Source organism: Streptomyces sp. NPDC048442 (assembly GCF_040651475.1).
GTDB lineage: Bacteria > Actinomycetota > Actinomycetes > Streptomycetales > Streptomycetaceae > Streptomyces.
Map to the genome: position 1 here is coordinate 172,470 of NZ_JBEZKB010000020.1, position 12,859 is coordinate 185,328.

At 71.8% G+C, this 12,859-nt stretch carries 10 protein-coding genes; 3 read left to right on the forward strand and 7 right to left on the reverse strand.

All coding sequences use genetic code 11. The annotated features are described in order from the left end of the window. The first annotated feature begins 41 nt into the window (after positions 1-41). On the forward strand, positions 42-1,505 hold the full coding sequence (locus AB0D18_RS27460) for a cytosine permease (protein WP_362423944.1): 1,464 nt from the start codon (positions 42-44) through the stop codon (positions 1,503-1,505). Here AB0D18_RS27460 and AB0D18_RS27465 read toward each other — a convergent pair. The 3 genes from AB0D18_RS27465 to AB0D18_RS27475 are packed head-to-tail and all read right to left on the reverse strand — an operon-like array spanning position 1,495 to position 3,981. Further along, positions 1,495-2,127, reverse strand: coding sequence for a DUF1345 domain-containing protein (locus AB0D18_RS27465; protein ID WP_362423947.1), 633 nt, complete (start codon positions 2,125-2,127; stop codon positions 1,495-1,497). The two genes, AB0D18_RS27460 and AB0D18_RS27465, sit on opposite strands and share 11 nt — an antisense overlap. A 4-nt stretch (positions 2,128-2,131) precedes the next feature. Then, a complete protein-coding gene (locus AB0D18_RS27470) occupies positions 2,132-2,944 on the reverse strand; it encodes a family 1 encapsulin nanocompartment shell protein (protein ID WP_362423950.1) in 813 nt (270 codons plus the stop codon). Continuing rightward, positions 2,941-3,981: a Dyp-type peroxidase gene (locus AB0D18_RS27475; protein WP_362423953.1), complete on the reverse strand. Its 1,041-nt coding sequence runs from the start codon at positions 3,979-3,981 to the stop codon at positions 2,941-2,943. The genes AB0D18_RS27470 and AB0D18_RS27475 overlap by 4 nt, the downstream gene beginning before the upstream one ends. A 149-nt stretch (positions 3,982-4,130) precedes the next feature. On the opposite strand from AB0D18_RS27475, the gene AB0D18_RS27480 reads away from it, so the two are divergent. Continuing rightward, positions 4,131-6,419 (forward strand): FdhF/YdeP family oxidoreductase, encoded by a 2,289-nt coding sequence (locus AB0D18_RS27480; RefSeq protein WP_362423956.1) that lies wholly within the window; start codon positions 4,131-4,133, stop codon positions 6,417-6,419. Between the two features lie 33 nt (positions 6,420-6,452). Here AB0D18_RS27480 and AB0D18_RS27485 read toward each other — a convergent pair whose 3' ends face one another. Then, positions 6,453-7,079: an NAD(P)H-binding protein gene (locus AB0D18_RS27485; RefSeq protein ID WP_362423959.1), complete on the reverse strand. Its 627-nt coding sequence runs from the start codon at positions 7,077-7,079 to the stop codon at positions 6,453-6,455. A gap of 79 nt (positions 7,080-7,158) precedes the next feature. Here AB0D18_RS27485 and AB0D18_RS27490 point away from each other — a divergent pair, with 79 nt between their 5' ends. Continuing rightward, positions 7,159-7,587: a TetR-like C-terminal domain-containing protein gene (locus AB0D18_RS27490; RefSeq protein ID WP_362423981.1), complete on the forward strand. Its 429-nt coding sequence runs from the start codon at positions 7,159-7,161 to the stop codon at positions 7,585-7,587. A gap of 57 nt (positions 7,588-7,644) precedes the next feature. Here the strand turns inward: AB0D18_RS27490 and AB0D18_RS27495 are convergent, their stop codons facing one another. From AB0D18_RS27495 to AB0D18_RS27505, 3 genes are all read right to left on the reverse strand, one after another. Next, positions 7,645-9,897, reverse strand: coding sequence for an AAA family ATPase (locus AB0D18_RS27495; protein WP_362423961.1), 2,253 nt, complete (start codon positions 9,895-9,897; stop codon positions 7,645-7,647). Between the two features lie 231 nt (positions 9,898-10,128). Continuing rightward, on the reverse strand, positions 10,129-10,971 hold the full coding sequence (locus AB0D18_RS27500) for a maleylpyruvate isomerase N-terminal domain-containing protein (RefSeq protein ID WP_362423964.1): 843 nt from the start codon (positions 10,969-10,971) through the stop codon (positions 10,129-10,131). 639 nt (positions 10,972-11,610) lie between these two features. Continuing rightward, entirely contained in the window at positions 11,611-12,147 is a 537-nt protein-coding gene (locus tag AB0D18_RS27505) for a hypothetical protein (protein WP_362423967.1), read from the reverse strand. Positions 12,148-12,859 lie beyond the last annotated feature (712 nt).

Genomic DNA, 12,859 nt, shown 5'->3' on the forward strand with positions numbered 1-12,859 from the left:
AGCACTCAAATATTCCTCCGGCCGACCGGGAGAGCTCCCCCATGCAAAGCGAGCACCACACCCCCGCCCCCACGCCCCGGCTGCTCGAACAGCACGGCGTCGACACCATCCCCGACGAGGAACGCACCAGCAGCCCCCGCGACCTCCTGTCGATCCTGCTCGGCTCGAACCTCTGCCTGGGCGTGATCGTCTTCGGCTGGCTGCCCGTCTCCTTCGGCCTCGGCCTGTGGCCCGCCGTCACCTCGGTCGTCGCGGGCACTGTCGTCGGCGTCGCCGTCACCGCCCCGCTCGCCCTGGTCTCGCTGCGCACAGCGACCAACCTCTCCACCTCCAGCGGCGCCCAGTTCGGCGTGCGGGGACGGCTCATCGGCTCGGTCGTCGGGCTGCTGCTCGCCCTCGGCTACACCGCGCTGACTCTGTGGATAGGCGGCGACGTCATCGTCGGCACCCTCACCCGGCTCGCCGGGCTCCCCGACAGCGGCGCCGCCCACGCCCTGGCCTACGCGGCCCTCGCGGCCTGCACGGTGGTCGGCGCCGTCTACGGCTACCGGCTCCTGCTGCGCCTCAGCAAGATCCTCGCGGTGGGCATGACCGCCCTGCTCGTACTCGGCCTGATCGCCTACGCCCCCGACCTCACCACGGCGGCCCCGCCGGACACCCCGTACCTGCTCGGCGCCTTCTGGCCGACCTGGCTGCTCTCCGCCGTCGCCGCCGGGCTCAGCGGCCCCATCGCCTTCATCACGCTGCTCGGCGACTACACCCGTTACATCTCACCGCGCCGCCACGGCACCCGCCCCGTACTGGCCGCCACCTGGCTGGGGCTGCTCGCCGGGCTGCTGCTGCCGCAGCTCTTCGGCACGTACACCGCACTCGCCGCCCGCGCCGCCCTCGACTACGCGGGCCCGCTGGTGGACGCCTCCCCCACCTGGTACCTGCTGCCGCTGCTGCTCGCCGCGGCCGCGGGAACGGTGGGTAACGCGGGGCTGATGCTGTACTCGATGGGGCTCGACCTCGACGCGATCGTGCCCCGCGCCACCCGCACGCAGGCCACCGCGATCGCCGCCGCCGTCGCCACCGCGTTCGTCTTCCTCGGCCACTTCGTCTGGGACGCCCAGTCCGCGATGACGTCCTTCGTGCTGCTGCTCACCGCGATCGGCACGCCCTGGGCGGTGATCACCACGATCGGCTACGTGCGCTGCCGCGGCGAGTACGACGCCCAGGCGCTCCAGGTCTTCAACCGCCGTTCCAGGGGCGGCATTTACTGGTTCACCGGCGGCTGGCACCTCGGTGCGACGCTCTCCTGGACGGTGGGCGCCGCCGTCGGCCTCGCCGCCGTGTCGACCCCGCTCTACGAGGGCCCGCTGCTCGCCCTCACGGGCGGCGTCGACTGCAGCTTCGTACTGTCGGGGCTGGTCGGCGGGGTGCTGTACGCGACGCTGCCGGCAGGTGCCCGGGCGCGTACTCCGGTGCGCCCGGGAGCCTTTCGCCGGCGCGTCAGCCGGTGACGATGCCCGCCACGAGGTTGATGGTGGTGGCCAGGATGCTGACGCCGAACACGTACGACAGCAGGCAGTGCCGCAGGACGACGGCGCGCAGCTCGGACGTGGCGACGTCGGTGTCGGAGACCTGGTAGGTCATGCCGAGGTTGTAGCTGAAGTACAGGAAGTCGACGTACCGGGGCCGGTCCCGGGTGTGGAAGTCGATGCCTCCCTCGGGCGGCGCGTAGTAGAGGGCCGCGTATCGGGTGGCGTACATCAGGTGCAGGGCCGCCCACGCCATGAACACCCCGCACAGCGCGGCGCCTGCCGCGGCACGGTCCAGGTCCTTGCCGACCAGCAGCAGGGCCACGATGGCGACCAGCCCGCACAGGGCCGCGCCGACGACGGCCAGTTCCTCGGCGACCGGCCGGAACTCCTCGCGCTGTACGTTGCGTTGGGTGTCGGCGGCGCTCATGGGGCTGAGCACGAACCAGCCCGTCACGACGAAGAGCGTCTCGGCGGCGGCGATGCCGGCGAGGACGCCCAGCGGGGTCGTGGTGGGCAGCCCCACGGCCGCGCCGACGAGGGCGCCGGCGAACGACGAACCGACCAGCCGGGGGAGGGCGGACAGCAGCAGCCGGTGGGCCATGGGCTCAGGCGTTCAGGACGACGACGGCCTCGTCGGTGTAGGTCAGGAAGGTCAGCGTCTCGTGGAGGTACAGCTCGACGCCCTGCGCGTCGTGCGCCGTGTAGCCGATGGCCACGTCCTGGCCGAGGAGCAGGGTGAAGTCGCCGCCGCGGGTGGACAGGACGAAGGCGCCCTGCAGGGCCGGCGCCCAGATCGGCGGGGTGCCGACCATCCGCGCAAGGTGGGCCGCGACCGGGTAGCCGTGGTCGGAGGTCTCGCTGACCGCCGTGTACGCGTCGGCGCCGAGCAGCAGCGCGTACGGACCGTCGACGCCGGCCAGCCGCAAGGAGGTCAGCGCCCGGCTGACCGCGTCGGGGTAGTCGCGTGGTTCGGCGGGCAGTTGCAGCACCGGGTTCGAGGACCGCGCGCGCAGTCCTTCGACGGCTGCCGCCCCGTACCCGTCGAAGATCGTCCGGTCCTCGACGTACGCCAGGGTGCGGGCCGCGTCCTTCACGGGCTGCCAGTCGGAGTCCTTCGCGCCGCGCTCGACGTCGTTCACGGCGGCCCGGGAGACGGTGAACGGCACCCGGAGTTCGATGATCGGCCGGGAGTCGCGCAGCCGGGCGTCGACGCCCGGGGCGGGGGCGGCCAGTTCGGACACGTGCCCCGTACCGGCGGCGGCGAGTTCCGGTCCTGCCGGGTCGGGGACGTCGACCACGCGGCGGCCGGCGACATGGCGCCGGAACGTGCGGCGGGCCTCTTCCTCGATCTCGTCCCATGCCGCCGGTGTGATCGGGGCGAGTTCACGGTGCAGGTTGTTCGTGGCGGGGGTCGTCATGGGGCCGGGACTCCTTTCAGGCTGCCGATGCCCAGGGAGTCTCCGGGACGGAGGGCAGCGAGGGCCGGGGCGGGGAGGTCTTCAGGGGCGGGAACGCCGTCGGAGTGGGGGACCGGGTCGGGGAGGTCTTCGAGCAGGTCCGCGCTGGGGACGAAGAAGAGGCCACCGGTCACGGCCCGGGAGAAGTCCAGGATGCGGTCGGTGTTGCCCGGCGGCGCGCCGAGGAACATGTTCCGCAGCATCTGCTCGGTGACGGCGGGCGTCCGCGCGTACCCGATGAAGTACGTGCCGAACTCGCCGCTGCCGACCCGGCCGAACGGCATGTTGTCGCGGACGATCTTCTGCTCGGCGCCGTCGTCGTCGACGATCGTGTTGAGGGCGACGTGCGAGTCCGCGGGCTTGGCGTCGTCGGACAGTTCCACGTTGGCCGACTTGGTACGCCCGATGACCTGTTCCTGCTCCTCGGCGGTGAGCGACGCCCAGGCCGCCATGTCGTGCAGGTACTTCTGCACCAGCACGTAACTGCCGCCCTCGAACGACGGGTCCTCGTCACCGACGAACACGGCGTCGGCCGCCGCGCCGCCCTCGGGGTTCTCACTGCCGTCGACGAAGCCGAGCAGGTCGCGCCCGTCGAAGTACTTGAAGCCGTGCACCTCGTCGACGACGGTCACAGCCGCGCCCAGCCGCGCCACGATCAGCGCGGCCAGCTCGAAGCACAGGTCCGTCCGCCGGGCGCGCAGGTGGAAGAGCAGGTCGCCGGGCGTGGCGGGGGCCCGGTGTCGCGGCCCCTGCAAGGGCTGGAAGGGGTGCAGGTCACGCGGTCGCACTCCGCCGACCAGCCGGTCCCAGCCCCCGGACCCGAGACCGACGACGCAGGTCAGGCCGTCTTCGGGGGACCGGAACGCCACCGAACGGGCCAGCCCGGCCAGGTCCTGGAGCGTCTCGCGCACGACGGCCTCGCCGCCCGGGTGCACGGTGGCCACCAGAAAGACGGCCGCCTCGGCGGGCATCCCGACGACGGGCTGAGCTGTGACCATGGGACTCCCGCCGGACCAACAACCCTCAATACGGACAAAACAGACAGCGTGCGGCAGGGTCAGGGTATCCGCAGGAAGATCGGCCTGCAGCCGGGGCTGCTCCGAGCCTCGAATGGCAGCAGGCCCCGGCCCGGGCAAGGGTGAGAGCCATGAGCACCGACAAGGCTGAGAAGGACGAGAAGGACGGGCCGGAATTCCGCCCGTACCACCACCCCGCCGCCGGCTGGGGTGCGGCCAAGAGCGTGACCCGGTTCATGGCGCGCGAGGGGGCCCTTCCCCTGGACGGGCCCCGGGCGATCATGAAGATGAACCACGAGAAATCGGGGTTCGACTGCCCCGGATGCGCCTGGCCGGACGACACCAAGGGCCTCCACCTGGACATCTGTGAGAACGGCATCAAGCACGTCACATGGGAGATGACCCGCAAGCGGGTCGGCCGCGAGTTCTTCGCCGCCCACTCGGTGACCGAGCTCGCCGGATGGAGCGACTTCGACCTGGAGAACCAGGGCCGGCTGACCGAGCCGATGGTCTACGACCCCGCCACGGACCACTACGTCCCGATCGGCTGGCAGGATGCGTTCGAGCTGGTCGGATCCGCCTTGCGAGCGCTGGACGATCCGAACGGAGCGGCGTTCTACACGTCCGGCAGGCTCGGCAACGAGGCCACCTTCCTCTATCAGCTGATGGCCCGCGAGCTGGGCACGAACAATCTGCCGGACTGTTCCAACATGTGTCACGAGGCCAGCGGCCGGGCCATGCAGGCGTCCCTGGGCACCGGCAAGGGGACGGTCGACCTCAAGGACTGGGAGACGGCCGACGCGCTGTTCATCCTCGGAGTCAACGCCGCCTCCAACGCGCCCCGGATGCTCACCGCCCTCGCCGAGGCGTACGACCGCGGTGCCCAGATCGTGCACGTCAATCCGCTCGTCGAGGCGGCGGCGACCCGCACGATCATTCCGCACGACTTCAAGGACATGGCCACCTTCCACGCGACCCGGACCAGCACGCTCAATCTCCAGGTCCGTATCGGCGGCGACATGGCCCTGCTGCGCGGCATCGCCAAGGCGGTCCTGGAACGGTCCGTGACCGAACCCAGGGCCCTGGACCGGGAGTTCATCGACCGGCACACCACCGGCTTCGACGAGTACCGCGCGGTGTGCGAGGCCACCCCGTGGGAGGAGCTGGAGAGGCAGTCGGGGCTGAGCCGCGACGACATCCTCGGGGCGGCGCGGGTGTACGGCGAGGCCGACCGCTCCATCATCAGCTGGTGCCTGGGCCTCACCCAGCACGAGCACGGCGTCGACACCGTCCGCGAGATCGTCAACGTACTGCTGCTCCGCGGCAACCTGGGACGCGAGGGAGCGGGCCCCTCCCCCGTACGCGGACACAGCAACGTCCAGGGCAACCGCACCTGCGGCATCGACCACCGCCCCGGCGAGGAGTTCCTGGAACGCCTCGCCGAGGCCTGCGGCATCGATCCGCCCCGTGCGCACGGCCTGGACACCGTGGCCACCATCAGGGCGATGCACGAGGGCGCCGTGACGGTGTTCGTCGGCATGGGCGGCAACTTCGCCATGGCGGCCCCCGACACCCCGTACACCTGCGCGGCGCTGGAGAAGTGCGAACTCACCGTCCAGGTGAGCACCAAGCTGAACCGCAGCCACCTCGTGCACGGCCGCCGGGCGCTGATCCTGCCGTGCCTGGGCCGCACCGAGAAGGACCACCAGCGCAAGGGCGTGCAGAGCACGTCCGTCGAGGACTCGATGAGCATGGTCCACCTGTCGGTCGGCATGAAGCGCCCGGCCTCACCGCACCTGCTCTCCGAGCCGGCGATCGTCGCCGGGATGGCGCGCGCCGCGCTGCCGGACAGCGCCACGCCCTGGGAGTGGTACGTCGAGGACTACGACCGCATCCGCGACACCATGGCCCGCGCGCTGGACGGCTTCGAGGACTTCAACCGCCGGGTGCGGCTGCCGCTGGGCTTCCGCATCAAGCAGCCCGCACGGGAGCTCGTCTTCCGCACCCCGTCAGGCCGCGCCGAGTTCTCCGGCGCCCCGCTGCCGGACGTCGTCCCCGCCGCCGGCACCCTGGCGCTCGGCACCATGCGCTCCCACGACCAGTGGAACACCACCATCTACTCCGACAACGACCGCTACCGCGGCATCAAGAACCTGCGCACGCTGGTCTTCATGAACCGGGCCGACATGCGCGAGCGCGGCATCGCCGACATGGGCCCGGTCGACATCACGAGCACCGCGAAGGACGGCAGCAGGCGGCACCTCACCGGCTACCTCGCGGTTCCGTACGACATCCCGCGCGGCTGCGCGGCCGGCTACATGCCCGAGATGAACGTCCTGTGCGCGCTCGGCGACTACAGCACCCAGAGCGACCAGCCGATCATGAAACACGTCAAGGTCACCATCGGTCCCGCCGCCTGAACGGCCCCCGCCTGCCTGGCTGCACGCCGCCCGTCAGTATCCGATCGTGAAGCGCCGCTGTACGAACCGCGGCAGCTCCACCTCGTCGACCAGGGCGACCGCCGCGTCCTCCGCCGAGATGCGGCTGCGGCCCTCCGCGTCGCGGACCACCTGGTCGCCGCCGGTACGGAAGCGGCCGGTGTGCTCGCCCGGGGCGATCTCCTCGGCGGGGCTGAAGTACGTCCACAGCCGGTTGGAGGTACGCAGGACGTTCAGTCCGTCGCGGGCGCCGCGCGCCGCCGCCGCGTAGGCGCGGGGCACCCCGATCCCGTCGAGGGACGCGTGCATGCGCGCGTCCGAGTCGGCGAGCACCAGTCCGGGCTCTGTCTCCAGGCTGCCCGCGCCGCCGACCACGATCAGCCGGGTCCGCGGGTGGCTCTCCAGCGCCTTCAGCAGGGCGCGCGCCGCGGTGGAGTGGACCGCGGGGTCGGCGATCGAACGCCGAACGGTGTCCTCGAAGTCCTTGGCGGCGTTGCCGGGCTGGTAGGTGCTGATGAGCACGTCGAGGCCGGGCAGCACGGCCACGATGCTCGCCGCGTCCAGGACGTCGACGCCGGCCCAGGTGATGTTCTCCCTCTTCTCGTCCGCCTGCGGCCGCGACGACCTGGTCACCGCGCTCATCCACGACGTGTACACCCAGCTGGCCGACTCCGTGGACGCCGCCTGAGAGAGCGCCTCCGCCGAGGGCGCGGCCGTCCGGATCCAGAGCTGGGCCGACGCCTTCCGGGGCTGGGCCCTGGCCAACCCCGAGAGCTTCCGCCTCGTCTACGGCGATCCCGTTCCCGGCTACACCACCCCTCACGGAGGCGCCGCCCCCGAGGCTGCCCGCCGGGTCTGCACGGGGCTCACGGCGCTCGCGGCAGCGGCCTGGCCGTACGCCGAACTCCTCTATGAGGGCAGCGAGTTCGAGTGGTCCGACTTCGACGCCGGGCTCCTCGCCAAGGTCCGCCCGGACTTCCCCGACCTGCCGCCCGCCGCCGTCGCGCTCGCCCTCCGCATCTGGGGGCGCCTGCACGGCCTGGTGTCCCTGGAGGTCTACGGCCACCTGCGTTCCCAGACGACCAGCCCGGACAAGCTCTTCCGGGAGGAAGTGACCCAGCTCGTACGGTCGTTGGGAATCCCCCGCTGAATCCGATGTCCGCAAGCCCGGTGCGGGGTGTGGCGGTACGGGAACTGCCGAGCCGGTCTACTGGACCGTCCCGGTCACGGCCGGGACGATCAAGGGTGGCGCGGTGCGCGGGCGCGGCATCGAGGGCAGGAACACCGACGGGGCGCAGGACGCGGCCGCGGATTCGGCCCCGTCCGCCGCTCCGGCCGCGGCTTCGGCTTCGGCCTCGGCCTCGGTCTCGATGGCCGTGAACAGCTCGCTCAGTGCGGCGGGTCCGTGGGGGCCGGGCAGCGTGCCGTCGAGGGAGGCGAGCGCGCGGTGTGCCCGGCGCCAGGCGCGGCCGCTGCGGCCGTGCTGGTGGTCGACGAGCGCTTGCGCGTAGCGGGCGAGTGCGCAGGCCCAGGTGTCGCTGCGGACGCCGGGATGGGTCAGTGCCCGCCGGGCGGCCCGCTGTGCGGCGCGCGGCGCGAAGTCCGACCGGGCGACGGCCAGGGCCGCCAGGCTCACCACCGCGCTGGGTCCGCCGGACGCCTGGGCCGGGACCGTACGTGCCGCCTGGTCGAAGTACTCGGCGGCTGCCCGTACCTCACCCTCCCCGAGCGCCAGCAGGCCCTGGACATGGGCGATCCAGCCGACCGCCGCGTCGTCCCCGGCCAGCACGGCTTTCGGCCAGGCCCGCCCCAGCAGCTCACGGGCACCTTGAGGATCGCTGGACGAGGTGAGCCAGGACGCCAACCACAGGCCGCGTACGGCCAGTTCGCGGTCCGTCGGGCACAGCGGCAACAGCTGCAGCAGATGGTCGCGGCCCTCCTCGGCGCCGCCGTGCACCGCCCACCAGAACCAGAGGTTGAGGGCCGTCTCCAGGGCAAGTGCCGCGTGCTCGGGGTGGTGCAGCGCGTGCCGCAGCGTGGCCCTGAGGTCGTCCTGTTCGTCCCGTACGAGCTGCATCGCCCGGGTCTGGGAGCCGCTGTTCCACAGGCTTTCCGCGACCGCCGAAACCTGCCGGTAGTGGAGCGCGCGGCGTTCCGCGGCCACCTCGACCTCCTGGGCCTCCCTCAGCCGTTCGGCGCCGAAGTCCCGTGCGGAGCGCAGCATGCGGTAGCGCGGCTCCCGCAGCCCTCCGGGTCCACGCACCACCTCCAGCACGTGCATCGACGCCAACTGGGCGAGACAGGCCGGGACTTGATACGCGAGAACGCTGCCGCCCGCGCACATGACCACGGCCGTCGACTCGTCGAAGGATCCGGAGAGCACGCTGAGCCGCCCCCACACGATCCGTACCGCCCGGTCGCACAGCACGTAGCTGGCGCCGACGGCGGTCCGCAGCGAGCGGTGCCGACGCACCCCCGACCACGGGCGGCTCAGCCAGCACTGGTCCTGCTCCAGAAGCTTCGCAAGGTCACCCACTCGATGGCGGTCCAGGTGCTCGGCGGCCAGTTCGATCGCGAGCGGAAAGCCCTCCAGCGACCGGCAGATCGCCGTCACCGACGGCAGGTCCAATTCGTCTCCGAGCCCCGCCGCGTGAGGGTGGTCGTGGGCGTGGGAGTGGGCGTGGGCACGCGCCCGGTCCAGGAACAACTGGACCGCCGGCGGGTGGACACTCCCGTCGACCGGCGCGTGCGTGCTGAGCGGCGCGAGCTCCAGCACCTGTTCGTCGCCGAGCCCGAGGACGGACCGTGACGACACCAGCACCCGCAGCCCCGGTACGGCCATCAGCAGCCCCTGCACCATCCCCACGCATTCCCTGTGAACCAGGTCCATGTCGTCAAGGACGAGAAGTACCCCTGCGGCGGCGAGCCGCTCTCGCTCGCGCTTGCGCTTGGAGTCGCGCCTGGACTCGCGCCTGAGCTCGGGCTTGCGCTTGGGCTTGCGCTTGGACTCGGGCTCGCGCTCGGGCTTGCGCTTGGACTCGGACTCGGGCTCGGGCATGCGCTTGGACTCGGGCTCGCGCTCGGGCATGCGCTTGGACTCGGGCTCGCGCTCAGGCTCTCGCCCGCGCTTGGGTTCGCGCTCAGGCTCTCGCTCGGCTGTGAGCCGTTCCACCAGCGCACGGACCTCCACGGGCTCGGGCCCCGGCCGTGTTCCGGTCACGGCCTCGAAGACCGCGGCAGCCAGCGCCCCCGGGGTGCCGCGCCGACTGCCCTGCCAGCGCACCTGCACCACGCGCCGCCACGGCCCCTTCGACGTCCTGGCCGTCACCGCCACGAGGGCGCTCTTGCCCACGCCCGCCCCGCCGACCACAGTCACCAGCCTGTGCTCCTCCAGAAGCGCCCGCAGGGCTCCCAACTCCCGCCCGCGTCCGACCAGTCCGCCGGGCACGGCCCCCTTCACGGCAGATGGCACCTCAAGCCTGCCGACACCACTGAGCACTTTCCTGTCCCTTCGAGAATTCCGAGTGCAGAATCTGCAGAACCGTCACTGCACCGACGGCACAGCAGTCCCAACGCGACAGCGACACCCAGGTGGCGCACATCCGGCCCCGGTCACGCACCCTGATGAGCACTCGAACCCCCGAGCGGTGACAGTGCAAAGACCGCCCCTCGAATCAGGAGGCAGTTCGAATCAGGGGGTCGTGATGAGCTCGCCGAGCTGCATGGCGAGCCACGGCCGCCGGCCGCCGGCCCGCATCCGGCCGCCTGCGATCGCCTTCCAGATCGGCGTACGGCGGAAGGAGACCAGCAGGAAGGCGGTCGGCGCCGCCGTGATCCTGCAGTCGTACGCACGTGGCGGGGCGTCGCGGGTCACGGTCACCGTCCCGTCCTCGACGACGACCGCCAGCCGCAGCCCGCCCTTGATCACGAGGTCGAACGCGATGCGGACGTTCCGCGCCTTCGCCCGGTCCAGGGCCAGCGGCATCACCGTGGGCAGAATCTGCCCGAGCACCAGGCGCGCCTCGTCCGGTCCGATCGGCCACGGAAGCCGGGCGCCGCGCGCGATGTCCAGGCCGTGTACGAGGCTTTCGCTGAGCATCAGACCGGTCACCGCCGCCAGCGTCACCTCCTGCCCGTACCAGGGCGCGGCGACGGGGGTGTCCGGGGCGAGGCCCTCGGTCACCCGCAGGAACGTCTCGGCCCGCCCGGTGAGGAAGTCGCCCAGAAGACCGCGTTCCGCACCGCTGATGAGGCCGATGGACGTGTCGTTCATGGCTGTGATCCGCTCGATGAACGCCATGTCGCCCGCCGGCAGCACCTCGTCCCACTTCACGGACCCGTCGGCGGAAACGGCGGAACCGTAGGCGAGATACACGGCCGCGAGGTGCGCACCGACGTCGCCCACCGTCCACACGGGAACGCCCGAGGCCGCGTCCCGGTCAGGGACACCACGCACCAGCCGAACCAGTCGCGGAACCGCGGCGCGCAGTGCGGCGCGGGTCCTCTCGTGCTCGACCAGAGGATCGAATCCCATCACGGCGCCCATACCACTCCCCCACGCTGCGGATCGAGCCCACAGGTTACCGTCGGGTAGTACGGCTGCGACAGGGTTTCACGCAATCCTCGGGCGAGGGACCCGGGATGCCAACACCCATACCAGGAGGGGGAGTTGGGTACGGGAAGACGTTCGGCAAGGTCGCGAAGTTCGCCGCGCTCGACGAAGAAACGGCCGCAACCCGACACGTAACGCCGGGCAGCGTCGTTGGACAGGTCATGCAGCAAGAAGAAACGTTTCCCTTACTCCCTCCGGTACTCCCTCCGAACCCCGCCCGGACTCGCTTACCGCCGCCTGGGCGCGCCGCAGACGCCCGGGAGCCCCCGGCGGAGCCGGCACCCCGCACCCACCCCCACGCCCATCCCCACCCGTACACCCGCCCCGAACTCCTCGGCGCCTCCTGGCTCGAACGCGTACCACAGGACCCGCCCCGCACCTGCCTCTGCGGGCACGTCCCGCTGCGCCCGCCCGAACCCGACCCCCCGCGCGCCGCAGCGCTGTGGGGCGCCACGGCGCTGCTCACCGCGGCAGCCGTCGTCGTCGCGGCTGCCCTGGTGCACTGGGGCGGGCGAGGGTGAGGGTGAGGGTGAGGGTGAGGTCGAAGACGACCGTGGTACGTCAGTCCTCGCCCAGTTCGGACAGCGCTTCGGTGATGATGCGGGTGGCGAAGTCGGGGTCGTCGGCGATGCGGTTGATGTGCTCCGCGAGCAGGAAGACGGTGGCTTCCAGAGGCTTCATCTCGTTCTCGGTCCACGGTCCGTACTGGGTGCGCCAGAGGCTGGGGCTCAGGCCGGTGCCCGCGGCGACGACCAGGCCGGCCATGGTGGGGACGAACTCGGCGCCGACGCTCTTGGGCATCATGCGCAGCGCGGCCACAAGGGTGGGCACCACGTACTCGACGACGTCCTTGTCCTGGTTCTCGTGGACCTTGCGCAGCCACGTCATGAACATGTAGACGAGGGTGCACGCGCCGTCCAGCACGTCCTCCGCCCCCTCGGGCCCCAGGGAGGCGATGAACTGGTCGGTCAGCGCCTGCTGTTCGGGGTCGGTCTCGGTCTTGCCGTTGTGAATACCCTTGAGCCGGGAGTCGATCAGCATGAGAGCCGCGCCCACATCGCCGGCGGGAGCGTACTGGGGGTCACAGGGCGATGGCACAGGATTCCTCCTCGGGCGACGGGCGACCGCGATGGGTAACACGGTGTGTACGTACCGTAGACCGCCCGTGAGGCCGGGGTCCGGCAAATCCGGCGAAGCGCGGGCAGGGCCGGTGGTGAGCCCCAACCTCAGCCCGCTTTCCAGGAGTTGCCCACGGGTACGGAAACAACAGCCGCTCACCCACCCGGCCGTACCGGGAATGGCCAGGTCATCCGGTGTGGCCCGGTCCGCCGGGCAGGTCCTGATGAGCTGATGGCACGTCAGAGCGACAGCGGTCCATGCAGAACTCTGGTCCCGCGCGACTTCACACACCGCGCGGTGAGCGCCGCCGGACCTGCTCGGCCACGTCCGGGCGAGGCTCGGCACCACCGCACCGAAGGACCTGCGGCCCGCCGCACGGGCCGCGCGGGCGGGGCGACCGGTCGCGACGATGCGGGCGGACTCACAGGCTCGGACATCGGCCGAGGCGCCTCCGAAGGCACAGGCCAGGACGGCCCGGTCAGCCGCACACAGCGCAGACTGCGCGGCGCGGCACGCACCTCTCACTGACGCGCCGCCACGACTGGGGGGGGGGGGCGGGGGCGGGCCGGGGGCCCCGCCGGCGCGCCCGCCCGCCCCCGACTCGGGGAGGGCACGGCGCCGCTGAGCGCCACCACCAGGACGAACAGCGCGTGGCATAACGGGGCGGGCAACGTCACCGCCCGCCCCGCGC